A 26,438-nucleotide genomic window follows, 5' to 3' on the forward strand; every position below is an offset into this window, starting at 1 on the left:
TAATGTTATTTATTCGAAAGTAAATATAATCAAAAATCGAAATTATAGATTATTGATTAAAATTGTTTAAGATTACTCAATTTTATTAGAACTTTTAAAAACGAAATATAAAATATTCTTTACCTTTGTTATAAAAAGGTCTGAAAACCTTTTTTTCTTTTAAATAAAAAATGTAAAGTATGCAAAACATTCCTAGTGTAGACTTACGTGATTTCCTTTCGGACGACCCGAAACGTAAACAAAAATTTGTAAATGAAATCGGCAGTGCATTTGAAAACATTGGCTTCGTAGCCTTAAAAGGTCATTTTTTGGATGATCAATTGGTAGACGAGTTATACAGCGAAATTCGAAAATTTTTCGCTTTGCCAGTAGAAACTAAGCATAATTATGAAATTCCTGGTATTGGCGGACAAAGAGGGTATGTTTCTTTTGGAAAAGAACATGCTAAAGGACGCAAAGAAGGAGATTTGAAAGAATTCTGGCATTTTGGCCAGTATGTTGATGCAGATTCAAAATATGCTTCAGAATATCCAGACAATGTAGAAGTTAAAGAGTTACCACAGTTTAATGCTGTTGGTAAAGAAGCGTACCAAAAGTTAGAAAAAACAGGTGTTTACGTTTTACGAGCTTTGGCTTTGCATTTAGGTTTAGATGAGTTTTATTTTGATAATTATGCAAAAGAAGGAAACTCTATTTTAAGACCAATTCATTATCCTCCAATTACTTCTGAGCCAGAAAATGCTATTCGTGCAGCAGCTCACGGAGACATCAATTTGATCACACTTTTGATGGGGGCTCAAGGTAAAGGACTTCAGGTTCAAAATCATGATGGTCAATGGATTGATGCTATTGCAGCCGATGACGAATTGGTAATTAATGTTGGCGATATGTTGTCACGACATACTAATAACAAACTAAAATCGACTATTCATCAGGTTGTAAATCCTCCAAGAGAATTATGGGGAACTTCTCGTTATTCTATTCCGTTTTTTATGCATCCGGTAAGTGATATGCGCTTAGATTGCTTAGAAAACTGCATTGATGCCGAGAATCCTAAGAAGTTTGAAGACATTACGGCAGGCGATTACTTATACGAACGCTTAGTAGATTTAGGTTTAATTAAAAAATAAACGAAAATAAATTCTCCCGATCCCGAAACTTCGGGACGGGATTAAAAAATTCCAAATTCCAAAATCAATTGGAATTTGGAATTTAATTTTTTAAAACCTTTAATGGTAGAGATTTATTTTTTAGAATAAAAAAATTATGGATTTTAAAGATCAATTAAAAAATTTATTTCCAGATCATGTAGAATCAAATGAGCCGGAAGAAATTCAGGAACAAGATCATGTGCTTTATATTCAGAAAGAGCCAATGATCTGCAAATTTGAAAAACGAAAAGGAAAAGCAACTACTATAATTGAAGGTTACGAAGGATCTGACGAAGATTTTAAAATTTTGGCTAAAGAAATTAAAACAAAACTCAGTGTCGGCGGCACCTTTAAAGACGCTTCTATAATTATACAAGGAGATTACCGTGATAAAATTATGGCAATCTTAAAAGAAAAAGGATTTAAAACGAAACGAGTTGGCGGGTAAAAAAGTTTCAGGTTTCATGTTTCAAGTTGTTTGCGAACATGAAAAAAGACGCACTGCTGTGCGCCTCTATAGAAAACCTTTGTCCCCAGAACCTTTGCGTCTTTGAGTCTAAAAACTCAGAACCTTAGCAACTCAAAACCTCAGAACCTTAAAAAAGATGATACAAAATTCAGAATTAATACTTAATCCAGACGGAAGTGTTTACCATTTAAACCTTCGTCCTGAACATATAGCTCACGACATTATTTTTGTAGGAGACCAGAATCGAGTGGAAAAAATCACACAATTTTTTGATTCGATTGAATTTTCTACACAAAAAAGAGAATTTAAAACTCAAACCGGAATTTATAAAGGAAAAAGAATTTCTGTGATGTCAACCGGAATTGGCCCAGATAATATTGATATCGTAATCAATGAATTGGATGCTTTGGTTAATATTGATTTAGAAACTCGTACACCAAAAGAAACGCTTACTTCGTTGAATATCATAAGAATTGGGACTTCGGGATCTTTACAGGAAGATATTCCTGTAGACAGTTTTGTCATGTCTAAAGTTGGTTTAGGATTAGATAATATGCTCCGCTCCTATTTGATTGATGAAGTTTCTAATGCAGCTATAGAAGATGCTTTTATCACGCACACCAATTGGGATATAAGAAAAGGAAAACCGTATGCTATTGCCTGCTCAGAAAAATTAGAAAAGATAATTGAATCTGATAAAATTTTTAAGGGAATTACCGCTACAGCAGGTGGTTTTTACGGTCCGCAGGGACGTGTACTCCGCTTAAATATTCAAGATGAAGAGTTAAACAATAAAATGGATAATTTTGATTTTGATGGAAATAAAATCACTAACTTAGAAATGGAAACTGCTGCTATTTATGGTCTTTCTGCACTTCTTGGGCATAATGCTTTGTCATTGAACGCAATTATTGCCAATCGTGCATCGGGAACTTTTAGTGAAGATCCTTATAAAGCTGTTGATGAATTGATTGCTTATACTTTGAATAAATTAGCTCAGAAGTAAATTTGATAATGAGCCAATTTGAAAACCAGATAATTTACTAAAATCTTGAAATTATGTTTTTACGAGTTGCAAGACATACTAATGATTTGGATAGAATCGAAAAATTTTACGTCGATATTCTCGGTTTTGAGCGATTAGGGGGATTTCAAAAACACAATAATTACGATGGAATTTTTATTGGGAAATCAGGTTTAGACTGGCATTTTGAATTTACGCAATCCGAAACAAATGCCAATCATACTTTTGATGAAGACGATGTAATTGTACTTTATCCAAAAACAATTTTAGATTATAACGAGTTAATAAAAAGGCTTTTACAGTGCAATATTTCAAGCATACATGCAATTAATCCTTTTTGGAATGAAAACGGAAAAATGTTTCTGGATCCGGATGGTTATCGTATTGTTGTTTCGCCCTTGAAAGCTGAAATCAGTGAAATAGAATAGAAAAAGTAGACAATTAAGTCAATTTTAAAATTAGATAATTCGAAGCAATTACCAAAAAGCACTTATAACATAGGGCTTTAAAAATAATTACAAATTTAATAATGGCAGACACACATAAAAAAATTTTATTTAGATATTATAGTGATTTATTAGAAGATACGGTTGTCGAGACCATGTGGGCAAAAGTTATTGATTTAGAAAAAGGATATTTTAAATTGGATAATATTCCGTTTTTTGGTCCCTTGATTGCAACAGGCGACATTTTCTTTGCAGAATATGATGAAAATGAAGAACGCCTGGTCTATAGAAAAACGATTGAAAGTTTTGGTAATTCCATTCTTCAGGTTGTAATTTTAGAAAAAGGTTTTGATGCAGCAATTATTAGAGAAAAATTAAAAACAATTAATTGTGAATCAGAAGGTTTAAACGAAACCTTATTTGCTGTTGAAGTCGTTAGAGAGATAGATTATGCTATTGTAAAAAGCCTTCTGCTTGAATATGAAACACAATCAATTATAGATTTTGCAGAACCTTGCCTTTCAGAAAAACATCGGGCAGATTTGCTAAAAAACTAAACAAACAAATTAAAAATACGCATACCAAACTTAACTTAAACAAAAAAACTATAATGAAAACTGTAAAAATTGCAGGTGTTCCGGAACACTTCAATCTGCCATGGCAATTATGTATTGAAAATGGAGAATTTGAAGCCGAAAACATTGACTTACAATGGACAGATATTCCTGAAGGAACTGGTAAAATGTGTCAGATGCTTCGTGATGGTGAAACTGATATTGCTGTTATTTTAACAGAAGGAATTGTAAAAGATATAGCTGCCGGAAATCCGAGTAAAATTGTTCAAATTTATGTGCAGTCGCCTTTGATATGGGGAATTCATGTTGCCGAAAAATCAGATTTCCAGACTGTAAAAGATCTTAAAAATAAAAAAGCTGCCATCTCCAGATTAGGTTCAGGATCACAGTTGATGGCGTATGTAAATGCGAATGAGCAAGGCTGGAAAACAGATGATTTAGAATTTGAAATTATAAATACAATAGATGGTGCTGTAGAAGCCCTGACAAATGGAACTGCAGATTATTTTATGTGGGAGCGTTTCATGACCAAACCCCTTGTAGATAAAGGTATTTTTAGACGTGTAGGCGACTGCCCTACTCCATGGCCTTCTTTTGTAATTGCTGTTCGTGATGAATTTTTGAAAAAGAATTCTAAGACGGTAGAAAAAATACTGGAAGTCATTAATAATACCACACATGATTTTGTGCAGATTCCTAATATTGATAAAACATTAGCTTCATTATTCAACCAAAAAGTCGAAGATATTCAGGAGTGGTTAAAACTTACACAGTGGTCTCAGAAAAATCTTACTGAAAAAGCATTTATAAAAGTTCAAAATCAATTATTTGATCTGGGAATTATAGATAAAAAAAGTACTTTTGTAGAAACGGTAAAAGCGCTGTAAAATTGCTTTTTGATTCTTATGATGAAATTCCCTAAAATTGACTTTCCGCGTTTAAAATCCAAACTGCAGGTGAAATCACCTTGGGACAGGATTATTATTTCGTTACTGAGTCTTTTGATAACCATTCCGATTTTTATCATTCTGCATCAAAATTTAATAGACTTAAAATGGGCCTTTAATCTGGACCGTGTTTTTATTTTCATCTTTGTTTTTACTGCTGTTTTCTTTTTATTAATGTTACTCCGAACGATTATTATTTTATGCATCGCAGTATATTTATTAATATTATTTTACGGAAGTGTAATTGGAAATTATGGTTTCAGCGAAATATCTGAAGATTATAACTCGATGATTTATACAATGTCAGATAATCCATTTCCGCAGGATATTATTGTCGCCAAATTATTGCCCTTTCCTAATAAATCTAAGATTATCAATGCTATAGAATACCAAAACCCAAAGGTTCGAAACTTTGCTATTATGGCCACGACAAAGCATTTTAAAGGAATTAGAGGATATTCAGATTACAGAACTATTATTCAGTGTTTTGCGGTTTTTAAAGAAATAAACGGAAGATGGAATTATGTTAATGATCCCAAAGAGGGAGATTATATAGCTACTGCAAGCGAATCTTTAGAATACTTTTCTGGCGACTGCGACGATCATTCTATACTAATGGCCGCTGCAATACGTTCTATTGGCGGTACTCCAAGGTTAATTCATACTAAGGGACATATTTATCCGGAGATTTTAATAGGTTCTACTATTGATTTAGAAAAGGTCAATTATTTAATTAAAAATGTCCTTTTTCAAAAAGAAAGTTATGGTAAAAAACTCCATTATCATATAGATGAACGCGGGCAAGTCTGGATGAATCTTGATTACACCGCCAAATATCCCGGAGGGCCTTTTATGTACGAAGAAATTTTGGGAGCACTGACGCTTAATTAATTTTAAATTTTTAAAAGAGTATTTTGTACTTTTTAATTCTCATTTTATATACTTCATTGTTTGGATAATTTCTGCACAAATATTTGATTGGTAGTGGTTTAGGTATCTATTTTTTTTGTAACTTTTCCTTTCTAACTTTTAATCGTATAACCATGAAAAAATCTAAATTATTTATCTTGGGAGTTACCTTATTGGCTGTCGTAACCATTTCATGTCATAAGGGCAGAAGTAAACTTGTCAATTCCTGGAAAATTACCGAAGTAGAAGCTAAATTGCCCCTTTCTGATTCTGCTAAAAATGAAATTTTAACAAATGGAACTCTAACATTTACAGAAGACGGGCACGTAACAGGCTATTTGCTCCACGAAATAACGGACGGTACTTATAGTTTGACAAAAGGAGGAAAAAGTTTAGTCATAAAAGATGAAGTCGGCACACCTTACCCCTGCGAAAGCACAATAACAGACGAACAGTTAGTTTTGGATACCAAAGAAATGAAGCTGACATTGAAGAAGATATAATTTTTATCCATTTAATTTCTTAACCGAAAATATATATTTAAACCATTCTTTACCTCGTAGGGAATGGTATTTTTTTATGAGCAAATTCAAAAAAATATAAAATTTTATTGCGCAGTCAAATGACTTCATTATATTTGCAGTCAAATAACTGCGTAATGGAAATTAGAAGAGATGTTTTTCAAGCAATTGCCGACCCTACCCGCAGGGCAATATTGAGTCTGGTTGCAATACAATCCATGACTCCGGGTGCAATCGCGGCCAATTTTGATTCGTCGAGACAGACGATTTCAAAACATATAAAAATTTTGAATGAATGTGAACTGCTCCATCAAATCCAAAACGGAAGAGAAATTTACTATCATTTAAATCCTGAAAAAATTAAAGAAATCGACAGCTTTATTGAACCTTTTAGAAAAATGTGGGACGAGCGTTTTAATAAACTAGAAGCCATCATGAAAAATTATAAAAAATAAATGACATGGAAAGAAAGACGAAAATTAATGCCGAAGACGGCAGACATGATTTAGTAATTACCAGAGAATTTGATCTTCCGCTTGAATTGCTTTTTAAAGCTTATATAGAGCCTGAAATTGTAGAGCAATGGATGGGAACAAAGGTTTTAAAACTTGAAAACAAGAAACATGGCGGCTGGCAGTTTGAAACCAGCGATTCTTCTGGAAATGTAGTTTTTAGAGCAAACGGGGTAATTCATGATTTTGTTTTGAATGAGATAATTGTACGAACCTTCGAAATGGAAAATAGCCCGTTTCCTGTACAGCTGGAATTTTTAGAGTTCAAAAAATTGACAGAAGATACAAGTGAACTCAATATGCATATTGTTTACAAATCTGCGGACGTTAGAGATCAAATGCTTAAACTGCCCTTTGCACAAGGTATTAATATGGCGCATAACAGATTAGAAGAAGTTTTAATAAAATTAAAATAAAACGTTATGACAAAAAGAAACAAAATTATCTATTGGATTGCCACACTCTGGCTTGCGCTGGGAATGGCTTCTACAGGAATTGTACAATTGATTCAGTTGAAGGAAGAAACCGAAATGATGAAACATTTGGGCTATCCGCTCTATTTTCTGACTCTACTTGGAATTTGGAAACTTTTTGGAGTTATTGCCATACTTATTCCTAAATTTGGTTTACTTAAAGAATGGGCTTATGCTGGTTTTTTCTTTGCAATGTCTGGAGCTGTTGCGTCACATCTGGCTTGTGGCTATGGTGCAATTGAACTTTTTGGCCCTATATTATTGATTGTACTTACAATTGTTTCATGGTATTTTAGACCCGAAAGCAGAAAAATTAATTAGTTAATTTAAGAGTAAAAAAAATGAAAAAGGAATTGACAATAGATCAGCAGGAAGAATTACTTAAAGTATTACAAATTCGGTTTGAGAAAAATATGCAGCGCCATAAAGGTTTAGATTGGAGTAAAATTCAAGCAAAACTAGAAGCAAATCCGAAAAAATTATGGTCAATAGATGAAATGGAACGAACGGAAGGTGAACCCGATGTTGTAGGTTACGATGAAAAAAGCAGTGAATATCTTTTTGCAGACTGCTCAGCCGAGAGTCCAAAAGGGCGTCGCAGCATTTGCTATGATCATGAAGCACTTGAAAAAAGAAAAGAGAACAAACCAAAAGACAGCGCTGTAAATATGGCTGAAGAAATGGGAATTGAACTTTTGAACGAACAGCAATACAGAGAATTACAAGAATTGGAGAAATTTGATACCAAAACTTCAAGCTGGATTGCAACTCCGGCTGAAATAAGAAAATTGGGTGGTGCAATTTTTTCAGATTTTCGTTATAATACTGTTTTTGTGTATCATAATGGGGCAGATTCTTACTACGCAGCAAGAGGTTTCCGTGGATTACTAAGAGTTTAAAACACTATAAAAAAACTCAATTATTTCTAATTGAGTTTTTTAGTTTTTGGTAAAAAGATAATTCAAAAATTATTTTTTTTCTCTTTCAATTCTTTTAATTGGATATTTAAAAATCATAGTATCTTTTGCGATTTGATTTCTTGCGATTTGAATTTTAGTACTATATTGGTAAGCATCCCCATAATACTCTTTTTTAAAACCATCCTGAATGATCGTATTTACTCTTTTTTCACTTAATTGATCAAAATTGCAAATACTAAATTGTATTGAATCTTTTGTAACATTTTTTACAATTGCAAATCCTGTTGGAGCATACGTTTTATTGTCTATAACAGTATCTTTTTTATCCAGAAAATAAACATCATTGTATTTTGGGTCTGCTAATTTTGCTGCAAATTCTTTATTGGCATTATCATTTAGCTCTTTTATTCTTTTTAATTCGCTTTCGCTTTTTGGCAATTTTGCCCAGATAATAAGACCTGCAATTATAAACAACCCAATAAAGTGCCAGATTGTATATTTAAGTTCTTTTCTTAATCTTAAAGAAATACTGAACATTTCTGGTGTAAAAGCATTTCCTTTATATTTGGTGCTGCATTTAGTACACTGAACATTGATTTCTTTAAATAAAGGAAAACACTTTATTCCAAAAAGGTGAAAGGATTTTACAAGCGATTGAAAAACAAGTTTTTCTCTCTGTTCACATTTAGGGCAAAAACATTCTAATTCTCTGGTATTTCCGTTGCTGGCTACTCCGTATAAAATCATGGTTGTTGGTTTTGGGATTTTAATTTTTAAAATAAAAATTTGCTGGTGAAACAAATTCTGCCGGCGAATGTAAGGAAATTTAGAAAACTATCTAATCAGGATTATTAAAATTAGCAGTTTAATAATCATCCGTCATTTTGGCTAACACAACAACCAAAATGGCTACTTCCCTCCTCTCCTTTTGATACAACTTTGCATTATAATTTTAAAACATAAAAAAATGCAAAAAACAATCTTTATTACAGGAGCATCAACAGGATTAGGAAAATCGACAGCAAAATTATTTCACAGCAAAGGCTGGCAGGTAATTGCAACTATGCGCAGCCCGGAAAAAGAAACCGAATTAAATCAATTAGAAAATATTGTTTTGCTGCCGTTAGACGTAACTAATTCGCAGCAAATTGCAGAAACCATTAAAAATGTAACTGCTTCGTATTCTGTAGATGTAGTATTAAATAATGCTGGTTATGGTTTAATCGGCGCATTAGAAGCATTAAGCGACGAGCAGATTTTTCGTCAGATCGAAACTAATTTAATGGGCGTTATAAGAGTTTCTAAAGCTTTTGCACCACACTTTCGTGAAAAAAGAAATGGTATTTTTCTCAATATAACATCAACATTTGGATTAATGGGATTTCCTACTTGTTCTGTTTACAGTGCGACAAAATTTGCAGTAGATGGATTTTCTGAAAGTCTTGCATCAGAATTAGTGCAATTTGGGATTCAGGTAAAAGTAATTGCACCGGGCGGCATGCAGACCGATTTTGCTATTCGTTCTATGGAAATCGGCCAGCACGATGCTTACGAAAAACTAACGGCAGAAGTAAGCAAAGGTTACAGTCCGGAACAATTAGCCAATTATACCAAAGTCGAAGATGTTGCTCAAATTGTTTACGATGCCGCAACAGACAGTAAAAATCAATTTAGATATATTGCAGGAAATGATGCTGTTGCTTTATACAACGAAAGAATAAAATCTGGAGCCGAAGCGCAAGTTGAAAATATAAAAACAATGTTTACTTTTTAATTTTAGAAAATGAAAAATCAAGCCATAGAACTTACTACCTTTAAACTAAAAGGTTTTACAATTCAGGAATTTATTGAAGCCAATACAGAAATTGATGTTTTTTTGAAACGTCAGTCAGGATTTCGTTCCAGAACGATCTTCGAACTAAAAAAAGGAGTTGTATACGATATGTTATTGTGGGACAGCGTACAAGAAGGAACAGCAGCACTGCATCTGCTTATGGATGAGCTTAGTGATTCTGTCGTACACGATATGATCGATCAAAGTTCTGTAAGCTGGAATATTGCCCAAATAGAACATTTTGTAAATTTGTAAACCAATCTTTTATTATAATTTGAATAATGAAAAATCAGCCAAAAATATTTAATTCGCTTTCTGAGCTGCACAAAGCTATGGGACAGCCAAAACCCATGCATCCGCTTGTTAGTATTATAAATTATGGAGAAGCTGTTTTTGATGCAAAAGATTTTGAAAATGGGATAATTCTGGACTTTTATAAAATTTCTTTTAAAACGAGTTTCAACGGAAAAATTAAGTATGGACATGGTTTTTATGATTTTGAAGAAGGCGGTATGTCATTTGTGGCGCCCGGACAGCTTTTGAAAATGCAGGAAGAAGAAGCTGATTACAGCGGACTTTCTCTGCATATTCATCCAGATTTTATTCGGCCTTACTCTTTGAATGCCACTATAAAACAATATGGGTTTTTCAATTATACAGCTTCAGAAGCTTTGTATTTATCAGAAAAGGAAAAAGAAACGATTTTAGGCGTTTTCAAAAGTATTCTAAATGAATTGAATGAAAGGATTGACCATTTCAGTCAGGATGTAATTATTTCTCAAATCGAACTTTTGCTGAATTACAGCAACCGATTTTACAACCGTCAGTTTATAACCCGAAAGGCAGTTAATAACGATGTACTGGCGCAGCTTGAAACTTTATTGAATGATTATTTTAATGACGAAAAAGCATTATTAAAAGGTTTACCGACAGTAGCTTTTGCTGCTGAAGAATTAAATCTTTCGCCAAGATATTTAAGTGACTTATTACGCAATGTCTGCGGGCAGAATACACAGCAGTTCATTCACGATAAATTAATAGAAAAAGCAAAAGAATATATTGTAAAAGGCACATTTTCTATTTCAGAAATAGCGTATAAATTAGGTTTTGAACATCCGCAGTCTTTCAATAAATTATTCAAGAAAAAGACAAATTCAACTCCCGTAGAATTTCAACAATCGTTTACTAAAAATTAAAGAAACGGTAAAAATTAAATCGGAACAAAACTAATTTTGTTCCGATTTAAACTTATTTTATTGACAATTACCAAGGACTTTCTTCGCTTTCGTCCTCAATATCATTACTAAAGAATTTTCCAGTTGGTGCCTCTGCGTCTGTTACAGTATGTTTTATTATAAAACTTGCTGCACTTTCTACAGAACCAGGACCGCTGTGATGATTAAAATCTGTGGCAGTGTAACCAGGATCTATTGCATTTACTTTAAATGGCAGATCTTTTAATTCGTAAGCCAAAGTAACCGTAAAAGCATTTAATGCTGTTTTTGAAGAAACATAAGAAACTGCTTTAACGGCATAATATTTCCACGTTGGATCACTGTGCAAAGCAAGAGAACCTAAACCAGAAGTAATATTGCTGATTCTTGGGCTGTCCGATTTTTTAAGTAATTCAAGAAAAGCCTGAGTTACTCGTATCACACCAAAAAAGTTTGTATCGAATGTTTTTTGAATATCTTCAACAGAAGTTGTCGAAGAATCCTGCGGTACATCTCCTAAAACTCCGGCATTATTAATTAGAATGTCCAGTTTGCCCTGCTCCTTTTCTATAATGTTTCTGGCCGCCGTAACACTTTCCTCATTTGTAACATCAATCTGAATTGCTTTGATGTTTTTATATCCGTTTTGAGACAATTCTGCTGCCACGGCTTCTCCTTTTTGCAGGTCACGTGCTCCCAAATATACAAACAATCCTTTTTCTGAAAGCTGTTTTACTGTTTCTAAACCTATGCTTCTATTTGCTCCTGTAATTAATACTGTTTTCATTTTTTTATCTTTAAAATTTATTGGTACAAAGCTGCATCAATTAAAAACGAAAACATTTGTCATTTGGCAAAAAGCGATTTTATCGGATATTTTTTCTGATTCGGCTTAAAGATGATTGTGTAATTCCGAGATAAGAAGCCAAATACGAAAGCGGAATGCGATTGATGATCTTAGGATATTTTTCCATAAAAGACAAATAACGTGTTGTAGCATCTTCTGACACTAACGGACTTCTACGCTCGATTTTCTGCATTAGAGATCTGGAAATAATTTTGTGTACAATGGTATCCCAGCCTATAATAGTATTTAGGAGTTCTTCCCAATCTGATTTAGAAAAAACAATGAGTTTACAATCTGTGACTGCCTGAACATAAGCCGAAGAACAAATGCTGTTCTGAAAACTTTCTAAATCTACTACAAGATTGTTTTCGTCAATAAAATATTTGGTGATTTCCTCGCCTTTTTTATCGTAATAACAAACTCTCATAACTCCATCTAAAACAAATCCAACTTGTACAGAAACCTTTCCTGCTTCAGAAAAATAGTCGTCTTTTTTAATTTCTAAATGTGTTGCTTTTCCCGTAATTAAATCAATTTGCTGCTGATTCAAATTACCGAACTGCAATATAAAATTTATTAATTCTTTCATGCGGACAAGTTAAGGATAACTTTTTATAGGGAATTTGCCATTTGGCAAAAAGTGATATTGGTTACAATTAATTCCAAATTCCGTTCATCTCTGTTAGAATAACTGGTTTTCCGTCGGTGACTATAATAGTGTGTTCGTGCTGCGCCATAAAACCGCCTTTGTTTCCGACCATTGTCCAGCCGTCCTGCAAAGTTTCTGCGTAAGTAGAAGTTGTAGAAATGAAAGTTTCTATTGCCACGACAGAATTTTTCTTAAATCTGGTAAAATTAAATCGGTCTTTATAATTAGCGATATCGTGTGGTTCTTCATGAAGACTTCTTCCTATTCCGTGGCCGGTTAGATTTTTAATTACTTTATAGCCTCTTTTTTTGGCTTCAGTTTCCATTATAAATCCGACATCAGATATGCGGACGCCGCCTTTTATGTTGTAGATTGCTTTCTGTAAAATTTCTTTAGAAGCTTCAATTAGTTTTTGATGCTGATTTAGGTCTTCACCAATCACAAATGATCCTCCGTTGTCTGACCAAAAACCGTCTAATTCTGCAGAAACATCAATATTAATCAAATCACCTTCGGCAAGTATTCTTTTATCTGATGGGATACCGTGACAAAATTCATTATTCACACTAATACAAGTCCAACCCGGAAAACCATAAGTTTCATATGGTGCTGATTTTGCCCCTAAATCATTTAAAATTTGTCCTCCAAAATTGTCTAACTCCTTTGTAGTCATTCCTGGTTTGGCAAAATTTCTCATTTCTTTTAGTGCAATTGCAACAGCTTCACTTGCCTTTTGCATTCCTACTAATTCTGATTCTGTTGTAATAGACATAATGTTTGTTTTTATCGTTTTATAAGAGGAATAATTCTCTCTAAAACCGGATTTTATTTGGTACTAAAATACTATTTTTTGCTTTATAATTGGTTAGCTTGTCTTAAAATCGGATCTATTTATTATATTAGCTTATCAATAGTATTCAATCAAAACCAATCAAATCACTTTAAAATGACAGCAGTAAAAGATCAGACTCAAGACATTATATATAAAGCATATACTGCTTTTAACGAACGAAATATTGATAATGCACTTTCTACAATGCAGCCCGACGTACAGTGGTCTAAAGCCTGGGAAGGCGGTTATATAAGCGGACATGATGAAATTAAAGAATACTGGACAAGACAATGGACGGAAATAAATCCTAAAGTTGAACCAGTTGCTTTTGCTGAAAGAGAAAATGGAAGTCTCGAAGTTAACGTACATCAAAATGTAAAAGACCTGCAAGGCGGTGTATTATTTGACGGAAATGTAAAACATGTTTATACATTTCAGGAAGGTTTAATAAAAACCATGGACATTGAGCTTTTCGATAATAATTAATTCCTGATCATTTAAAAATCAAAATGACACATTTTTTAGAGTTATTAAAAGCGCACAACAAAGACTTTAAAGTTAAATTTATATCGATTTTAAAAGATACCAGTTTATTGAATGTTAAAGATTTATCAGCTTCATTTGATTCATTGCTTGAATCTAAAAAAATAACAATATTATTTAAAGATCTTGATTTAGATCATTTAAATAATATTGTTGATTCTATTGCAGAATTAGAGATACATATTGGAAATTGTTCGTTTCATGAAGAATACGATCCGAACTTATCATAATTGTTTTTTTATTTAATATCCTTTAGTTTTTCAACCAAATGAAAGCTGCTTCCGCCGCCACAAGAAGCTGCAGTTACTTTTCCTTTCTCATCAATTAAGATTTTAGCCGGACTGCACACTAAATTATGATGGAGCTTTTCTTCTTTGTCTGTAGAAATTGTATTGTCAATTTGATCAAATGCTATTTTAGAACTTTTTAAATAATCCTGCAGTTCTGCATCGTTGTCGACAAATCCTTCTACGATACCAATAAATTGTACTTTATCTTTATACAAGTCATAAATTTCGTTAAGCTCTTCTGCCATATCGTAGCTATCACTTTTTTTTAAGTACGATTTATCATAAACAAAAACTACTAAATTTTTACCTTTATAATCTTCAGAATTAAATGAACTTCCTTTAATTGTTTTAGCCGAAAAATATTTGGGCACGGCATTAAGGGAGAAATCTATTTCATTTTTTTTCATTTCAAGAGCCATTGCCTGAAGTTCTTTTAAGTCTTTTTCTTCTTGAGCTTTTTTATTTTCGCAGGAAATCATAATGGGAAAAATAAGAAGTAGTAAAAAATATTTCATACAGCGATTACTTTTTTATTTATAATAATCTAAAATAATGATTTTTTTGTTTAAAAGTGTTCATCATAATCAATATTTTTACAGAAATGCAAGATATAATCATTTTGATTTAGCTATTAATTTGTATAATTTGCCACAACCAAAAATCAGGTATTAAAGCCAAAATCTCATAATCGAAACTCCTTTCATTAAATGCACATCAACAAAACTTCTGTGTCCATTGTTCCAGCCAAACAACATTTTGAAATTCTCGACGGGTTGCGCGGCATTGCAGCTTTGGCTGTAGTACTTTTCCATTTTATGGAATGGATTTTTACCGATCCCAGCAAAAATTTCATCGGGCACGGTTTTCTGGCAGTTGATTTCTTTTTCTGTCTTTCAGGGTTTGTAATAGGATATGCTTATGATGACCGAATTTCAAAAATGGGACTTCGTAAGTTCTTTTTATCAAGAATTATAAGACTGCATCCGTTGGTCATTTTAGGATCAATATTAGGATTATTGGCGTTTTTATTTGATCCGTTTGGCGGACATTTGGAATTGTACAGTACAGGCAAAATTATTCTGACTTTCATTTGTTCCATATTTCTTATTCCGCTGCCAATAATTGCCGATCGCGGCTTTAATCTTTTTAGTTTTAATGCGCCGGCTTGGTCGCTGTTTTGGGAATATATGGCTAATATCGCCTATGCATTTGTATTGTGCCGCGTTCGCAGAAACTACTTGTTGATTTTAACGATGCTATCTGCAGCTGCTATTTGTTATGTAGGGTATCATTCTGGCAATTTATTAGGCGGCTGGAGCGGTCCCACTTTTTGGGATGGATGTGCACGCATATCGTATTCTTTTCTTGCCGGATTGCTAATTTACCGTTCTAATTGGATTATCAAAAACAAACTCGGATTTATCGGACTTTCGGTATTATTACTACTTGCTTTTGTAATGCCTTTTTCAGAATGGAACTGGATATCAGAGCCTTTTATAATATTATTTTATTTTCCTCTGCTTATTTCTTTAGGCGCAGGAGCAGCATTATCACCTGGATTTAAAAAGATCTGCGTTTTTTCAGGAAATATATCGTATCCGTTATACATGACGCATTATGCGGTTTTATGGATGTTTGGTAATTATTATACGACTTATAAACCAGATGCATCGCAGCTTATGATCATTATTGTACCTTCAATTATTTTATTAGTTGGATTTGCCTATTTAATAATGAAAGTTTACGATATACCACTGAGGAAATATTTGAACGAGAAATGGAATCGAAGAATTACCCAATAATATGAAAACACAATTCAAATTGAAAAACACTACAATTCTATCTTTTTTATTATTGCTGCCTTTTTTTGCATGGAGTCAGATAGATAGTGTAAATATTGGCGGTACTCATTATTGTTCCAGAAGTATTTTGGATATAATAAAAAGGAATAAAAAAAATGTTTTATTCTTTATGCCTGAAAATTTTACAAGTGATTCTATTCACTACAATATCGACAGTTCTTATGTTTTTATAAATAAAAGAAAATATGTACAAAAAGTTTATTCTTCAAAAAAAATCAGGTTCAAAACATTAAATCCTCTAGATAAACAGAAAGAGTTTTATGTAGAAAATCTTGTCAATAATAAAAAAGGACAACTTGAATTTACAGAAATTTATGATCTTGTTTTTTCTGGAGCAAAACTTAAAAATAATAAATTAGATGTACTCCTTTTTAGAGCAAAATTTGATGGTTACGAACAAAATTTCAGCTTAAAATTTGTTGAAAATGGTCTGATATTGAATGCGGACCACCCAGAGTACCGAAAATGTGATTAATACTTTTTCTGCTAATTAGATTTCTAAAAAAAAGTATACACCTCTAACAAATCTTTTTTTTCTTTAAAATAAAAAGGGTACAAAATTGTAGTATAATATTTATTATATTCGTTAAATAATCTTTATTTACGAATAAATAATATAGACTGCAAACTCATAAATATAATATGAAAAAAAGGTTTTTAACAGCATTTTTATTAGCATCAACTTTGGCATTTACGCAAACTGCAAAATTCAAAATTAAATATTCTGAGCAGTTGGCAGTTTTAATTTTTTTAGAAAATCTATCTGAAAATTATCCTGAAAATGTTTATAAAACTGAATTTATAAAATCATCTTATAATACTGAAAAATATAAAAACTTAATTTCAGAATTTGATAAGTTATCTTTCGGCTATAGTTATCGATTTGAAGAATTCCCGTATGGATCAAAAAAGTCTGTGCAGACAGAGGATCTCTCGAAAAAAAACTTAATTGAGACCGAAAATTTAACAGAATTTAAAATTCGCTCCATTGGAATAATTCCAAATAAAACTTTAAATGATTTAGCTGAAATTATTTCTGAGTTTACCCCAATTTACAAAGAGCTGATTTATAATCCCAACAAAGAAAAATTTGAAAAGCAGCTTCAAGAAATTATAAAATATTCTGATGAAAATCACATCGAAAATTATTTTGAAACAGGATTACGATTTTATAATTCCAGCTGGGATAATTCAGTTCCTTTTGTAGCAGCTTTCTATCCATTACCTAATTCAAAAGGTTTTACGGCACAATCGTTTTGTAATAATTTTATAAGTGCAGTGCAGACTGATCTAAAATCATACAAAGATTTATTTAGTGTGATGCTTCACGAAACATATCATATCATTTATGATGAGCAATCGCTTAAAGTAAAGACAGAAATTAATAATTATTTTAAAGCAAATAAGTCAAAATGCAGTAATTATGCTTATCTCCTTATGAATGAAGTATTGGCGACCGCATTGGGCAACGGATATGTTTATGCAGCATTAGACGGTAAAATTGATAGCAGAGACTGGTATTATAAGAAATATATAAATCTAATGGCAAAACAGATTTATCCATTGGTTAAGGAATACATTGATCAAAAAAAATCAATAGATCAGAACTTTATTGACAATTACATTAAGAGTTACGAAGTAAATTTTCCAAATTGGATCAATGAGCTTGATAATATTATGACCTACAGATATGTAATTTCTGAAAATGAAAATGATTTAAAAGTAATAAATAAGATGTTTCGTTATCGCTCCAAAACGGAATATGAAAATAAAATTACAGAAAACAGTATCGAAAAGATGCAGCAGACGCCACTTACAAAAGTGATTGTTATCTCCAAAAACAGTAATGAAATACTTAAACTTTTAAAACATAAATTTAGCGAATTGAAAAATTGGAAACCTAACGGTGATAAGGAGTTTGCTGACAAAATTCTTTTGAATGATAAAAGTCAATTAATCCTATTAAATCAAAAAAAATCTACAATAGAAAGTCTTATCAATTCAATAAAATAGGATTTAAGATTTTAATCCGTCAATTATTTTAAAAATTATAAAACAGCTATAATGACTGAATTAATTGCATTTATAAATAGTTTTCATGAGCTGGACGAGGAAACCGAAAAAGCAGTAAAAACTCTTTTTAGAGAAGAAACATTCCAGAAAAATGAATTTATAATCGAAGAAAATCAAATTTGCACTAAACTGTATTATATAAAATCGGGGTTGGTACGCAGGTTTTTTTATGAAGACGGAGAAGATATCACGAAATGGATTTATACTAATCATCAATTTATTACTTCCCTGACTAGTTTTTTTGAACAGAAACCATCATTTGAACTCTTTCAGGCTGGCGAAGAGACAGTTGTCTATTCATTGTCTTACGCAGATGAACAAACTTTATTAGAATATCCGTTATTTTCTAAGTTCTATATAAAACTTCTTAGGCTTAATCTTTCTAAGTTAAATGAATTTCATCACTTTTATAAATCAATGAATGCTCCGGAAAAGTATGCCTATCTTTTGCATTCATTCCCTCAAATCATTGCCAAAGCAAAATTAAAACACGTGGCGTCGCTTATTGGTGTAAGCCAGGAAACATTAAGCAGAATAAGAGCTTCAATTAATTGATATTAGGTCAATAAAAAACAATTAGATTTTTCTAACATTTGCCTTCAAATTAAATATAGTTAAAGTGAAGAATGTAATAATTGGGAAGAAAGCATCAATTGGAATGAATGTTCGTATTGGTAATTTTACGACTATCGAAAATGATGTTGTTATAGGAGATAATACCTGGATTGGGAATAATGTAAATATACTTAATGGCACAAGAATTGGAGAAAATTGTCAAATATATTCCAGCGCTGTATTAGGAGGGAATCCACAGGATCTGAAGTATAATAATGAATACAGTACATTAGAAATTGGGAATAACAATATTATCAGAGAATTTGTTACGATAAATAAAGGAACAAAATCAAAGCAAAAAACAGTTATTGGCAGCGATAATTTAATTATGTCAAACGCTCATATTGGGCACGATTGTTTTATTGGCAATCATTGCATTATTGGTTTTAGCGTCGGAATGGCCGGCGAAGTAATTGTGTGCGATTACGTTAATATTAGCGGACTTACCGCAATTCATCAATTTTCGGTTATTGGAGAACACAGCATTATCAGCGGAATCAGCCGTGTTGTAAAAGATATTCCTCCCTATATAGTTGCGGCCCGTGAACCGCTAAGTTATGTAGGATTAAATCTTGTTGGCTTAAAAAGAAGAGGATTTGAAACTGAAAAATTAAATGAATTAAAAGAGATTTATCGTATTGTTTTTCAGCAGAAAAGAAACACAACACTTGCCTTAGAGTTTATTGAAAAGCATTTTAAACAAACTATCGAGCGCGATAAAATTATAGATTTTATAAGAAATTCTACTCGAGGAATTATTAAGGGAAATCAGGAGTAGAATGTTTAATATTTTAGTATTTTGGTCTTATGATATTTTGCTTGCTAATTTAAATCCAGTTAAATGCAACTGTCTGTAAATGAAAATTCATTACACTAAAACCAATATTTTTAATATAAACTAATCCTTAAAATGAAGCACCTCTTTATTCTATTTTCGATTTTAATACTATTCTCTTGCAAAAAGCCGGCTCAGGAAAAAATGGCAACAACTTCTAAATTAAATGACACATTAAAAAGTGAAATATCAGAAAAAGAAAACGTAAAATCTGAAAAGAAAGTTGAACTTGATTTTGCAAAAAATAAAGAGCTTTTGGACATTATATTACTCTTGCCAAAAGAAGCTTTTTCGAGCTGGGATTGGGATTTAGAAGAAAGAACGAAATGGTATAATGAAATAAAAGCAAACAATTATTATATAGACGATACGCCTAATTTTTTTGATCAAATATACTTTGAACCCAATAAGGCATTTTTTTCCATAGTTGACGGACCTTGGTATATAAACATCTATAAAACAGCAGAAAACAGTTTTATTGTAGTAACAGATGATATTGTTGGAGATGGAAATGAGTTGAGTTTTTATGAAGTAAAGTCTAATAAGATTGAGAAATATTTAAACGAAGAATTGTTTTTTTCTAATTACAAAGAACTTATAAAGAACAAAGATGCAGATGAAGATTGTACTGAAAAATTGGAAGTATTGAATGATCCCATTTTTCAATTTGATTTTTCTGTAAACAACAAAATAGAAATTGAAGGTTCATGGGTATTGACTCAAAATGAATATGGTAACTGTTTACTAGGTAATGCAATACAATACAATTTTAATCCTGAAACAAAGAAATTTGAAGTTGAAAAAATATATTGGAAACAAAAAAAGAATAATTAATGGTAATGCATTTTATTTGGCTTCTAATTTATTCTAAGGTATGCCCTATTTCCCAAATATGTCCAAATGGATCTTTGAGCTTTCCGATTCTCCAATCCTCTTCGGTTGTCATGGGACAAATTTCCTGAGCGCCAAATTTTATTGCACTTTCGTAAAACTTATCCGCATTTTTAGTTTCTAAAATTATTCTAACAGGACTGTCAGATTTCAAGTTAGAGCTTAAATTCTCATTGCAGGGTTCTTCATCACTAAGGTAGAATTCTGCATTTTCGATTTGAATAACTGAAGATATTTTTTTGTTTTCCATTTCAAACCTTTTTGTCTCTATGGCACCAAAGGCAGCGGTATAAAATTCTACTGCTTTTATGCCGTCGCTTACCGTTAAAAAAGGTTTTATAGTTGTTTTGATATCAGCCATAATTATTTGTTTTTAAAGTAAATAACTACAAATTTACAAGAAAATCAATAGGATTGGATTTTAAAAAGTAGAATCGAATTATTTTTTGAGATTTGCAAAATTATGTACTACTTACGAAGTATCATATTTAAACTTTCTGCAAAATAATTTAGATCAGCTATATTTTATATATATTAGTTTTAAATATAAATTTAGATCAATTTTATATACAAACAAGTTACTATATTTTTAATGGAACAAACTGCAAAAAATAAATTATTGATTATCGTTTATGCTGCGCTTGTGGGCGTAGTTACTTTTCTGCTCATGGAAAGACAGAAAGAATTATGGGAAAAGTCAGCCGTAATTCTATTTGCTGTAATACTTGTGTTACTGCATATTAAAAATATAAATAGAATTAAATATTACACGCTTCATAATGATGTTTTAATTACTCGCCAGACATTTTCAAAACAGAAAGAATACAGTTTAAAATCTGTTTTATTTTGGACTGAAAATCATTATAATCTGATGGGAATTAAAACTGGACGAGAAATAGTTTTGAAATTAAATGGAGGAACTAAAATTAATCTGTTTGAAAAGAATTCAAAAAATTTTGAAAAGCTTTCAAACTATTTGAATGAAAATATTCCCGAAGCGTTTAAAAAATAATCATTGCCCAGATATAATATCCGTGAAAAAAAAACGAAACTTAAAGAAGATAGAGAGAAGAAAATTTAAAAATAAAGAGAAAAAAGTGGGACGAATACACTATTCTCTTATAATATTTGCTATGATTTTTTTCATTGTAAATTATATGTTTTTTGAAGATATTACTATTGGATACGATATAAGATATATTATTTATATTTTTTGTCTGCCTTTAATTGTAGGAATAGTATTTTTTGGAATCTACAGAAAAGAATTTTTAATTAGAATGTACTTAAGTGTCAACGAAACTTATGCAAAAATATATGTAATTGGATTTTATCTAATACAAGGTATTATTGTTTCATATTTAAGTTTTGGACAAATTACGAGCGTCATTTGGAATTGTATAAATAAAAAAGAAGCAGAAAAAAACAAAATAGAAATAGTAAGTTACAATGTAACAGATTTTTATACCAGAAAGAATCCTCATGTAACTTTTAAGTTCAAAAACCGAACTGAAATTTTAAAAGTCAGTTCTGAAACGAATCGAAAAAATCAGGATCGCAACCCGAAAGACTATCAAATAGAAATTACAACGCAGAAAGGAATTTGGAATTACTATATAGTTAAACATTGGGAACTAAAAAACATCCGTTAATCCTATTTATATTTATTGTAAAATTTTATTTTAAAAAAAGGCTTTAAGAAAATAACTATCAAATCAATTTCATGAAAAAAACATACATTTTGGTTTTATTAATTGCGATTTGTAAATTAAATGCACAAGTTAAAATAGTCTGTGATGATGTTAAATTGGCCAGTGATCCACTACCCGAAGTATCTTATGTAAAAGCAATTGAAACCAGAATAGGTGGAAAATTTGAAGCATGCGAATTAAAACTTAGAAATGAGTTATTTGTTGAGACTGAGTTTCATCCCTTTATTGCTTCTCTCTACATTGCTTATGCAGATCACAGACGTATAAGCATAAGTCCAGATATGATTTGGTTACTAATATGTCAAGGATTTTCTACACACGTCAATAGTAATGCCGAAGAATTAAGAACCAAATTTGTTGCGTTTGACGATAAAAAGAAATTAGTAGTAAATACGCAGCCCATCAGTGATGATTTTATAAAAGGAAGTATAAATTCTCCTTGGCCATTGGCTTTTCCTGTTATGGCAGATTCAATCTCCAAATATGTAAAATCAGATATACATAGCTTATACGTTCAATCGTTTAGTACTACAACCTCTGTAGAAAAAGCGGCATACGAAGTTGCTTTATTAGATGTTATGAGTGGTTATTTTGAGTACGAATATGCTACAGCATGTGGTATTCCAGAAATAAAAATTGAAGGAACGAAAGAAGATTGGCTGAAAATCAAAAGAAATATAAAAAGCTTTAAAGGATATAATATAGATAATTGGATAAATTCACTTGAACCCATTATTCAGCAATTTATCAATGTCAGTGATAATAAAATAGATCATAAATTTTGGTCAAACATATTTAAAAGAAAAGACGAAAGCGGCGGACCATATATAACAGGCTGGTGTATTAAGTTTTTTCCCTATGTTACAGATGGAGAACAAAAAATGATCAAAAACCCTTATATTGATCGAGAGCCCGAAAAATTTATGGAAGGACTGCAAACGAATCAATTTAACAACGGACTTTCTAAAGCTGGCTTTATTTGGAATTATTTAGGCAATAAATATGAAATGGAATTTTTAGCTGGATTCGTCGGAATAAAACAAGATAAAAAATCACTAACTCTAAGACCAGAAATTGGCTGGCTGGTAAAGGATAAAAAAAACTCAATTGAAACCAAAAAACCTGAGGAAATAAAAGGAAAAACCAGTAAAAAAATTGAAAAAACTGCAGTCGATTGGAAAGTATATTTAGCAGGATTAATAGGGATATTACTGGTTATTATACTATTTTATAGATTAAGAAGACGAAAATAAAATTTTACAGCTGGAAGAATTAAGTTAGCCGGAAAACCTAAAAAACATGATAGAAAATTGGAAACTAGATAGAATATATTTGATGATTTCTTCTGCATTAAATTTTAATACTGATCCTAATATTAAATATTTCTTTGATCGAAAAGAGAATTTATTTTTTCAGTTACACAAAGACAAAGACCATTTTAAAGTGATAAGCAGATATAACTTACTTAGCAAAGATGAACGCAAAAGACTTTTGGAAAAGATTGATCAATTAAAAAACGGAGATTTAGAAATTATTGAAATTTGTAAATTACCTAAAACTATATACATTGACAGAAGCAAACCAGCAAAAAACCAACAAGAATATGATGAACTGGATAAACTGTATCATTCACTTGGTTTAAGCATAAAAAACTTTCTAGACCAAAACAAAATTGACATTTATAAATGTGATCTTATTGAAGGAAGTTAGATAAATATTATGGTTGAAAGCCTTTAACAAATATTAGTCATAAAAAAAACTCCTTAATTTCTTAAGGAGTTTCTTGGTGGGCGATGAGGGGTTCGAACCCCCGACCACTTCCGATGAAAAATCGGAATGCTCTGAACCAGCTGAGCTAATCTTCTTTGGAAATTAATTGCTTAATCTTAATTCTGCTTTTCCAAGATTTTATCTGTAATTCTCTTTTATGTGCAAGCTCTTTGGTTTCGTGTTTTTGTGTGTAAACAACTTTCCAATCCTTTACATTTCCAGTAAAGCCTTTGCTTTTTTGATTATGCCGAATAATTCTTTCTTGTAGATTAGAAGTATATCCGATGTAAAATTTATTCTTGCTTTCGCTAAATAAAATGTAAACAATGAATTCCATGATTTTGTAAAATAAAAAAACTCCAAAATCAAATGACTTTGGAGTTTTTGGAAGTTTGTGGGCGATGAGGGGTTCGAACCCCCGACCCCCTCGGTGTAAACGAGGTGCTCTGAACCAGCTGAGCTAATCGCCCTATTTTATTAGGCTGCTATCATTTCGTGATTGCGAGTGCAAATATACAGCTAGAATTTGTATTTGCAAGCTTTTTGAGAAAAAAAAATGAATAAAATTTCTACGAAATATTTAGAATGCTATTTTTCAGTCAATTGAAAATTAATAAAATTTTCAATTTCTTAATTTTAGTTAAAAATGTAAAACTCAAAAGCTAATTCGCATTATTATTTTTGTATTCATTTGCCAGAGTCATACATTTGTATACCTTAATTGTAAAGAAACATGCCAAGATATCAAGAAAATGATTTACCGAAAGCTAAATTAGACTCCAATTCACTTCAAAAAGCCCTTCGAATTTTTAAATATGGAAAAAATCACAAATGGAAGTTCTTCCTCGGACTGATTTTTCTTTTACTCACAAGTGCCACTGCCCTAGCCTTTCCAAAACTTATGGGAATGTTAGTAGATTGTGTCACCAACAAAAATCTTAATCGAGCAAACGAAATTGCTGTTGCCCTTTTGGTTATATTGATGCTACAGGCCGTTTTTTCCTTTTTCAGGATTTCGCTTTTTGTAAATTTCACCGAAAATTCTTTATCCAATATCCGTTTTGCTTTATATGAAAACCTTGTCAAGCTGCCAATGTCATTTTACTCCCAGAAACGAGTTGGTGAACTAAACAGCCGTATAAGTGCCGATATTTCTCAATTGCAGGATACTTTTACCACAACAATCGCAGAGTTTTTACGTCAATTCATCTTAATTATTGGTGGTTTTATTATTTTAGGGAATATCAGCCCAAAACTAACTTTGATGATGCTGGCAATAGTACCCGTTGTAGCCGTTGCGGCAGTAATATTTGGAAGATTTATTCGCAAATACGGAAAAAAAACACAGGATAAAGTAGCCGAAAGCCAGGTTATTGTTGAAGAAACACTCCAAGGGATAAGCAATGTTAAAGCGTTTGCTAACGAATGGTACGAAATTCAGCGTTATAAAAACAAGATTAGAGAAATTGTAAAAATTGCCATAAAAGGCGGACAATATAGAGGCTATTTTGCTTCTTTTATTATTTTATGTCTTTTTGGATGTGTCGTAGCTATAGTTTGGTACGGAATAACATTAACCATTAAAGGAGAAGTTAAAGATGTTGGAGACTTAATTTCTTTTGTTCTTTATACGACTTTTATTGGTGCTTCTTTTGGAGGAATTGCCGAAATGTATGCACAGATTCAGAAAGCCGTTGGAGCAACAGAGCGTGTTTTTGAATTATTAGAAGAAGTTCCGGAAGATATAAAAACCAGCCAAAAATCTTCAATTGTAGAAAAAATAAGAGGAAATGTTGCTTTCCAGAATGTTGCTTTCAGTTACCCTTCTCGCAAAGAAGTACAAGTTTTAAAGAATGTTAATTTCACAGCCGAATTCGGACAGAAAATTGCAATTGTCGGGCCAAGCGGTGCCGGAAAATCTACTATATCTTCTTTATTATTACGTTTTTATGATATTACCTCAGGAGAAATTCTGGTAGATGGAAAAAACATTTATGATTATGATTTAGAAAATCTTCGTGGTAATATGAGTATCGTACCGCAAGACGTTATTCTGTTTGGCGGAACCATAAAAGAAAATATTGCATACGGAAAACCAGAAGCTACAGACGAAGAAATTATAAAAGCAGCAAAACAGGCAAATGCTTTTAATTTTGTAGACGGTTTTCCAGAAAAATTCGAAACTTTGGTTGGAGAAAGAGGCGTAAAATTATCTGGAGGGCAGCGTCAGCGTATTGCGATTGCCAGGGCGTTACTTAAAAACCCGAGTATTTTAATCTTAGACGAAGCTACTTCATCATTAGACAGCGAAAGCGAAAAATTAGTTCAGGAAGCCTTAGAAGTATTGATGGAAGGAAGAACGAGCATTATTATTGCCCACAGACTTTCTACTATTAGAAATGCTGATAAAATCCTAGTTTTAGACAACGGAATAATTACAGAAGAAGGTACGCACCAGGAACTGATAAATCTGGAAAATGGTATTTATAAAAATCTAAGTAATCTCCAATTCAGTAACTCTTAGAAA

At 31.7% G+C, this 26,438-nt stretch carries 35 protein-coding genes and 1 tRNA gene; 28 read left to right on the plus strand and 8 right to left on the minus strand.

Annotated elements, in window-relative coordinates:
* Nucleotides 1-179: 179 nt before the first annotated feature.
* The 12 genes from B0A68_RS22980 (at nt 180) to B0A68_RS23035 (ending at nt 7,926) form a co-directional block, all read left to right on the plus strand.
* Nucleotides 180-1,130, plus strand: a complete 951-nt coding sequence (locus B0A68_RS22980) for an isopenicillin N synthase family dioxygenase (RefSeq protein ID WP_035681086.1) — start codon at nt 180-182, stop codon at nt 1,128-1,130.
* Between the two features lie 136 nt (nt 1,131-1,266).
* A complete protein-coding gene (locus B0A68_RS22985; RefSeq protein WP_035681088.1) occupies nt 1,267-1,599 on the plus strand; it encodes a translation initiation factor in 333 nt (110 codons plus the stop codon).
* A 157-nt stretch (nt 1,600-1,756) separates the two neighbouring features.
* Nucleotides 1,757-2,626: a nucleoside phosphorylase gene (locus B0A68_RS22990; protein ID WP_035681091.1), complete on the plus strand. Its 870-nt coding sequence runs from the start codon at nt 1,757-1,759 to the stop codon at nt 2,624-2,626.
* A 53-nt stretch (nt 2,627-2,679) separates the two neighbouring features.
* Nucleotides 2,680-3,072, plus strand: a complete 393-nt coding sequence (locus tag B0A68_RS22995; RefSeq protein WP_035681095.1) for a VOC family protein — start codon at nt 2,680-2,682, stop codon at nt 3,070-3,072.
* 101 nt (nt 3,073-3,173) lie between these two features.
* Nucleotides 3,174-3,647, plus strand: coding sequence for a DUF4265 domain-containing protein (locus B0A68_RS23000; protein ID WP_035681098.1), 474 nt, complete (start codon nt 3,174-3,176; stop codon nt 3,645-3,647).
* A gap of 53 nt (nt 3,648-3,700) precedes the next feature.
* Nucleotides 3,701-4,552, plus strand: a complete 852-nt coding sequence (locus tag B0A68_RS23005) for a substrate-binding domain-containing protein (RefSeq protein ID WP_035687720.1) — start codon at nt 3,701-3,703, stop codon at nt 4,550-4,552.
* An 18-nt stretch (nt 4,553-4,570) separates the two neighbouring features.
* Complete coding sequence (locus B0A68_RS23010) at nt 4,571-5,503, plus strand: transglutaminase-like domain-containing protein (RefSeq protein ID WP_035681101.1); 933 nt, start codon at nt 4,571-4,573, stop codon at nt 5,501-5,503.
* 152 nt (nt 5,504-5,655) lie between these two features.
* The gene (locus B0A68_RS23015) at nt 5,656-6,024 is read left to right on the plus strand and encodes a hypothetical protein (protein WP_035681105.1); all 369 of its coding nucleotides are present in this window, start codon (nt 5,656-5,658) and stop codon (nt 6,022-6,024) included.
* A 155-nt stretch (nt 6,025-6,179) separates the two neighbouring features.
* Nucleotides 6,180-6,497, plus strand: a complete 318-nt coding sequence (locus tag B0A68_RS23020) for an ArsR/SmtB family transcription factor (protein ID WP_035681108.1) — start codon at nt 6,180-6,182, stop codon at nt 6,495-6,497.
* Between the two features lie 5 nt (nt 6,498-6,502).
* A complete protein-coding gene (locus B0A68_RS23025; protein ID WP_035681112.1) occupies nt 6,503-6,970 on the plus strand; it encodes an SRPBCC family protein in 468 nt (155 codons plus the stop codon).
* A 6-nt stretch (nt 6,971-6,976) separates the two neighbouring features.
* Nucleotides 6,977-7,348 (plus strand): DoxX family protein, encoded by a 372-nt coding sequence (locus B0A68_RS23030; protein ID WP_035681114.1) that lies wholly within the window; start codon nt 6,977-6,979, stop codon nt 7,346-7,348.
* A 20-nt stretch (nt 7,349-7,368) separates the two neighbouring features.
* Nucleotides 7,369-7,926 carry a DUF4256 domain-containing protein gene (locus tag B0A68_RS23035; protein ID WP_035681117.1) on the plus strand — a complete coding sequence of 186 codons (558 nt, stop codon included), beginning with the start codon at nt 7,369-7,371 and terminating at the stop codon, nt 7,924-7,926.
* Between the two features lie 69 nt (nt 7,927-7,995).
* Here B0A68_RS23035 and B0A68_RS23040 read toward each other — a convergent pair whose 3' ends face one another.
* Nucleotides 7,996-8,694, minus strand: a complete 699-nt coding sequence (locus tag B0A68_RS23040) for a hypothetical protein (protein ID WP_123947545.1) — start codon at nt 8,692-8,694, stop codon at nt 7,996-7,998.
* 220 nt (nt 8,695-8,914) lie between these two features.
* Between B0A68_RS23040 and B0A68_RS23045 the strand changes: the two genes are divergently transcribed.
* From B0A68_RS23045 to B0A68_RS23055, 3 genes are read left to right on the plus strand one after another with little or no spacing between them, the layout of a single operon-like run.
* The gene (locus B0A68_RS23045; RefSeq protein ID WP_035681124.1) at nt 8,915-9,721 is read left to right on the plus strand and encodes an SDR family oxidoreductase; all 807 of its coding nucleotides are present in this window, start codon (nt 8,915-8,917) and stop codon (nt 9,719-9,721) included.
* A 9-nt stretch (nt 9,722-9,730) separates the two neighbouring features.
* Complete coding sequence (locus B0A68_RS23050; RefSeq protein WP_035681127.1) at nt 9,731-10,036, plus strand: hypothetical protein; 306 nt, start codon at nt 9,731-9,733, stop codon at nt 10,034-10,036.
* 26 nt (nt 10,037-10,062) lie between these two features.
* Nucleotides 10,063-10,977, plus strand: coding sequence for a helix-turn-helix domain-containing protein (locus tag B0A68_RS23055; RefSeq protein ID WP_035681130.1), 915 nt, complete (start codon nt 10,063-10,065; stop codon nt 10,975-10,977).
* 67 nt (nt 10,978-11,044) lie between these two features.
* Here the strand turns inward: B0A68_RS23055 and B0A68_RS23060 are convergent, their stop codons facing one another.
* The 3 genes from B0A68_RS23060 to map all read right to left on the minus strand — a co-directional run bounded on the left by B0A68_RS23060 (nt 11,045) and on the right by map (nt 13,263).
* Entirely contained in the window at nt 11,045-11,782 is a 738-nt protein-coding gene (locus B0A68_RS23060) for an SDR family oxidoreductase (RefSeq protein WP_035681132.1), read from the minus strand.
* Between the two features lie 79 nt (nt 11,783-11,861).
* Complete coding sequence (locus B0A68_RS23065) at nt 11,862-12,431, minus strand: Crp/Fnr family transcriptional regulator (RefSeq protein WP_035681133.1); 570 nt, start codon at nt 12,429-12,431, stop codon at nt 11,862-11,864.
* Between the two features lie 67 nt (nt 12,432-12,498).
* Nucleotides 12,499-13,263 carry a type I methionyl aminopeptidase gene (gene map / locus B0A68_RS23070; protein ID WP_035681135.1) on the minus strand — a complete coding sequence of 255 codons (765 nt, stop codon included), beginning with the start codon at nt 13,261-13,263 and terminating at the stop codon, nt 12,499-12,501.
* A 174-nt stretch (nt 13,264-13,437) separates the two neighbouring features.
* Here map and B0A68_RS23075 point away from each other — a divergent pair, with 174 nt between their 5' ends.
* Together B0A68_RS23075 and B0A68_RS23080 are read left to right on the plus strand one after the other, a co-directional pair.
* Nucleotides 13,438-13,809, plus strand: coding sequence for a nuclear transport factor 2 family protein (locus tag B0A68_RS23075; RefSeq protein WP_035681138.1), 372 nt, complete (start codon nt 13,438-13,440; stop codon nt 13,807-13,809).
* 23 nt (nt 13,810-13,832) lie between these two features.
* On the plus strand, nt 13,833-14,096 hold the full coding sequence (locus B0A68_RS23080; RefSeq protein ID WP_035681140.1) for a hypothetical protein: 264 nt from the start codon (nt 13,833-13,835) through the stop codon (nt 14,094-14,096).
* An 8-nt stretch (nt 14,097-14,104) separates the two neighbouring features.
* Here B0A68_RS23080 and B0A68_RS23085 read toward each other — a convergent pair whose 3' ends face one another.
* Entirely contained in the window at nt 14,105-14,671 is a 567-nt protein-coding gene (locus B0A68_RS23085; protein WP_035681143.1) for a peroxiredoxin family protein, read from the minus strand.
* 192 nt (nt 14,672-14,863) lie between these two features.
* On the opposite strand from B0A68_RS23085, the gene B0A68_RS23090 reads away from it, so the two are divergent.
* The 6 genes from B0A68_RS23090 to B0A68_RS23115 all read left to right on the plus strand — a co-directional run bounded on the left by B0A68_RS23090 (nt 14,864) and on the right by B0A68_RS23115 (nt 20,375).
* Nucleotides 14,864-15,958 (plus strand): acyltransferase family protein, encoded by a 1,095-nt coding sequence (locus B0A68_RS23090; RefSeq protein ID WP_035681147.1) that lies wholly within the window; start codon nt 14,864-14,866, stop codon nt 15,956-15,958.
* A gap of 1 nt (nt 15,959) precedes the next feature.
* On the plus strand, nt 15,960-16,493 hold the full coding sequence (locus tag B0A68_RS23095; RefSeq protein ID WP_035681149.1) for a hypothetical protein: 534 nt from the start codon (nt 15,960-15,962) through the stop codon (nt 16,491-16,493).
* 167 nt (nt 16,494-16,660) lie between these two features.
* A complete protein-coding gene (locus B0A68_RS23100; RefSeq protein WP_035681152.1) occupies nt 16,661-18,031 on the plus strand; it encodes a hypothetical protein in 1,371 nt (456 codons plus the stop codon).
* Between the two features lie 51 nt (nt 18,032-18,082).
* The gene (locus B0A68_RS23105; protein WP_035681155.1) at nt 18,083-18,646 is read left to right on the plus strand and encodes a Crp/Fnr family transcriptional regulator; all 564 of its coding nucleotides are present in this window, start codon (nt 18,083-18,085) and stop codon (nt 18,644-18,646) included.
* Between the two features lie 64 nt (nt 18,647-18,710).
* On the plus strand, nt 18,711-19,484 hold the full coding sequence (lpxA, locus tag B0A68_RS23110; protein ID WP_035681157.1) for an acyl-ACP--UDP-N-acetylglucosamine O-acyltransferase: 774 nt from the start codon (nt 18,711-18,713) through the stop codon (nt 19,482-19,484).
* A gap of 132 nt (nt 19,485-19,616) precedes the next feature.
* Nucleotides 19,617-20,375, plus strand: coding sequence for a hypothetical protein (locus tag B0A68_RS23115; RefSeq protein WP_123947546.1), 759 nt, complete (start codon nt 19,617-19,619; stop codon nt 20,373-20,375).
* Between the two features lie 28 nt (nt 20,376-20,403).
* Here B0A68_RS23115 and B0A68_RS23120 read toward each other — a convergent pair whose 3' ends face one another.
* Complete coding sequence (locus B0A68_RS23120; RefSeq protein WP_035681162.1) at nt 20,404-20,793, minus strand: VOC family protein; 390 nt, start codon at nt 20,791-20,793, stop codon at nt 20,404-20,406.
* Between the two features lie 231 nt (nt 20,794-21,024).
* Between B0A68_RS23120 and B0A68_RS23125 the strand changes: the two genes are divergently transcribed.
* From B0A68_RS23125 to B0A68_RS23140, 4 genes are all read left to right on the plus strand, one after another.
* Complete coding sequence (locus B0A68_RS23125) at nt 21,025-21,444, plus strand: hypothetical protein (RefSeq protein WP_035681163.1); 420 nt, start codon at nt 21,025-21,027, stop codon at nt 21,442-21,444.
* Nucleotides 21,445-21,565: 121 nt separating this feature from the next.
* Nucleotides 21,566-22,081: a hypothetical protein gene (locus B0A68_RS23130; RefSeq protein ID WP_123947547.1), complete on the plus strand. Its 516-nt coding sequence runs from the start codon at nt 21,566-21,568 to the stop codon at nt 22,079-22,081.
* A 71-nt stretch (nt 22,082-22,152) separates the two neighbouring features.
* A complete protein-coding gene (locus tag B0A68_RS23135) occupies nt 22,153-23,394 on the plus strand; it encodes a DUF4419 domain-containing protein (protein WP_035681168.1) in 1,242 nt (413 codons plus the stop codon).
* A 46-nt stretch (nt 23,395-23,440) separates the two neighbouring features.
* The gene (locus tag B0A68_RS23140) at nt 23,441-23,851 is read left to right on the plus strand and encodes a hypothetical protein (RefSeq protein ID WP_035681172.1); all 411 of its coding nucleotides are present in this window, start codon (nt 23,441-23,443) and stop codon (nt 23,849-23,851) included.
* A gap of 145 nt (nt 23,852-23,996) precedes the next feature.
* On the opposite strand, the gene B0A68_RS23145 is transcribed toward B0A68_RS23140, so the two are convergent.
* Nucleotides 23,997-24,248: a GIY-YIG nuclease family protein gene (locus B0A68_RS23145; RefSeq protein ID WP_035687722.1), complete on the minus strand. Its 252-nt coding sequence runs from the start codon at nt 24,246-24,248 to the stop codon at nt 23,997-23,999.
* A 58-nt stretch (nt 24,249-24,306) separates the two neighbouring features.
* Nucleotides 24,307-24,381 (minus strand) — tRNA-Val (locus tag B0A68_RS23150).
* Between the two features lie 263 nt (nt 24,382-24,644).
* Here B0A68_RS23150 and B0A68_RS23155 point away from each other — a divergent pair.
* Nucleotides 24,645-26,435, plus strand: coding sequence for an ABC transporter ATP-binding protein (locus B0A68_RS23155; RefSeq protein ID WP_035681174.1), 1,791 nt, complete (start codon nt 24,645-24,647; stop codon nt 26,433-26,435).
* Nucleotides 26,436-26,438 lie beyond the last annotated feature (3 nt).

Origin of the sequence: Flavobacterium reichenbachii, assembly GCF_002217435.1 — a bacterium.
GTDB lineage: Bacteria > Bacteroidota > Bacteroidia > Flavobacteriales > Flavobacteriaceae > Flavobacterium > Flavobacterium reichenbachii.

What these genes read in the sequence shown, in the direction of transcription:
- B0A68_RS22995 (WP_035681095.1), top strand. Translation starts at nt 2,680, where the DNA reads ATGTTTTTACGAGTTGCAAGACATACTAATGATTTGGATAGAATCGAA.
- B0A68_RS23115 (WP_123947546.1), top strand. Translation starts at nt 19,617, where the DNA reads ATGAAGCACCTCTTTATTCTATTTTCGATTTTAATACTATTCTCTTGC.
- B0A68_RS23145 (WP_035687722.1), bottom strand. Translation starts at nt 24,248, where the DNA reads ATGGAATTCATTGTTTACATTTTATTTAGCGAAAGCAAGAATAAATTT.
- B0A68_RS22990 (WP_035681091.1), top strand. Translation starts at nt 1,757, where the DNA reads ATGATACAAAATTCAGAATTAATACTTAATCCAGACGGAAGTGTTTAC.
- B0A68_RS23005 (WP_035687720.1), top strand. Translation starts at nt 3,701, where the DNA reads ATGAAAACTGTAAAAATTGCAGGTGTTCCGGAACACTTCAATCTGCCA.
- B0A68_RS23030 (WP_035681114.1), top strand. Translation starts at nt 6,977, where the DNA reads ATGACAAAAAGAAACAAAATTATCTATTGGATTGCCACACTCTGGCTT.
- B0A68_RS23060 (WP_035681132.1), bottom strand. Translation starts at nt 11,782, where the DNA reads ATGAAAACAGTATTAATTACAGGAGCAAATAGAAGCATAGGTTTAGAA.
- B0A68_RS23135 (WP_035681168.1), top strand. Translation starts at nt 22,153, where the DNA reads ATGAAAAAAACATACATTTTGGTTTTATTAATTGCGATTTGTAAATTA.
- B0A68_RS23155 (WP_035681174.1), top strand. Translation starts at nt 24,645, where the DNA reads ATGCCAAGATATCAAGAAAATGATTTACCGAAAGCTAAATTAGACTCC.
- B0A68_RS23120 (WP_035681162.1), bottom strand. Translation starts at nt 20,793, where the DNA reads ATGGCTGATATCAAAACAACTATAAAACCTTTTTTAACGGTAAGCGAC.
- B0A68_RS23075 (WP_035681138.1), top strand. Translation starts at nt 13,438, where the DNA reads ATGACAGCAGTAAAAGATCAGACTCAAGACATTATATATAAAGCATAT.
- B0A68_RS23050 (WP_035681127.1), top strand. Translation starts at nt 9,731, where the DNA reads ATGAAAAATCAAGCCATAGAACTTACTACCTTTAAACTAAAAGGTTTT.
- B0A68_RS23085 (WP_035681143.1), bottom strand. Translation starts at nt 14,671, where the DNA reads ATGAAATATTTTTTACTACTTCTTATTTTTCCCATTATGATTTCCTGC.
- B0A68_RS23140 (WP_035681172.1), top strand. Translation starts at nt 23,441, where the DNA reads ATGATAGAAAATTGGAAACTAGATAGAATATATTTGATGATTTCTTCT.
- B0A68_RS23090 (WP_035681147.1), top strand. Translation starts at nt 14,864, where the DNA reads ATGCACATCAACAAAACTTCTGTGTCCATTGTTCCAGCCAAACAACAT.
- B0A68_RS23100 (WP_035681152.1), top strand. Translation starts at nt 16,661, where the DNA reads ATGAAAAAAAGGTTTTTAACAGCATTTTTATTAGCATCAACTTTGGCA.
- B0A68_RS22985 (WP_035681088.1), top strand. Translation starts at nt 1,267, where the DNA reads ATGGATTTTAAAGATCAATTAAAAAATTTATTTCCAGATCATGTAGAA.
- B0A68_RS23055 (WP_035681130.1), top strand. Translation starts at nt 10,063, where the DNA reads ATGAAAAATCAGCCAAAAATATTTAATTCGCTTTCTGAGCTGCACAAA.
- B0A68_RS22980 (WP_035681086.1), top strand. Translation starts at nt 180, where the DNA reads ATGCAAAACATTCCTAGTGTAGACTTACGTGATTTCCTTTCGGACGAC.
- B0A68_RS23015 (WP_035681105.1), top strand. Translation starts at nt 5,656, where the DNA reads ATGAAAAAATCTAAATTATTTATCTTGGGAGTTACCTTATTGGCTGTC.
- B0A68_RS23105 (WP_035681155.1), top strand. Translation starts at nt 18,083, where the DNA reads ATGACTGAATTAATTGCATTTATAAATAGTTTTCATGAGCTGGACGAG.
- B0A68_RS23020 (WP_035681108.1), top strand. Translation starts at nt 6,180, where the DNA reads ATGGAAATTAGAAGAGATGTTTTTCAAGCAATTGCCGACCCTACCCGC.
- B0A68_RS23040 (WP_123947545.1), bottom strand. Translation starts at nt 8,694, where the DNA reads ATGATTTTATACGGAGTAGCCAGCAACGGAAATACCAGAGAATTAGAA.
- B0A68_RS23095 (WP_035681149.1), top strand. Translation starts at nt 15,960, where the DNA reads ATGAAAACACAATTCAAATTGAAAAACACTACAATTCTATCTTTTTTA.
- B0A68_RS23130 (WP_123947547.1), top strand. Translation starts at nt 21,566, where the DNA reads ATGATTTTTTTCATTGTAAATTATATGTTTTTTGAAGATATTACTATT.
- B0A68_RS23010 (WP_035681101.1), top strand. Translation starts at nt 4,571, where the DNA reads ATGATGAAATTCCCTAAAATTGACTTTCCGCGTTTAAAATCCAAACTG.
- map (WP_035681135.1), bottom strand. Translation starts at nt 13,263, where the DNA reads ATGTCTATTACAACAGAATCAGAATTAGTAGGAATGCAAAAGGCAAGT.
- B0A68_RS23080 (WP_035681140.1), top strand. Translation starts at nt 13,833, where the DNA reads ATGACACATTTTTTAGAGTTATTAAAAGCGCACAACAAAGACTTTAAA.
- B0A68_RS23125 (WP_035681163.1), top strand. Translation starts at nt 21,025, where the DNA reads ATGGAACAAACTGCAAAAAATAAATTATTGATTATCGTTTATGCTGCG.
- B0A68_RS23000 (WP_035681098.1), top strand. Translation starts at nt 3,174, where the DNA reads ATGGCAGACACACATAAAAAAATTTTATTTAGATATTATAGTGATTTA.
- B0A68_RS23035 (WP_035681117.1), top strand. Translation starts at nt 7,369, where the DNA reads ATGAAAAAGGAATTGACAATAGATCAGCAGGAAGAATTACTTAAAGTA.
- B0A68_RS23065 (WP_035681133.1), bottom strand. Translation starts at nt 12,431, where the DNA reads ATGAAAGAATTAATAAATTTTATATTGCAGTTCGGTAATTTGAATCAG.
- B0A68_RS23025 (WP_035681112.1), top strand. Translation starts at nt 6,503, where the DNA reads ATGGAAAGAAAGACGAAAATTAATGCCGAAGACGGCAGACATGATTTA.
- B0A68_RS23045 (WP_035681124.1), top strand. Translation starts at nt 8,915, where the DNA reads ATGCAAAAAACAATCTTTATTACAGGAGCATCAACAGGATTAGGAAAA.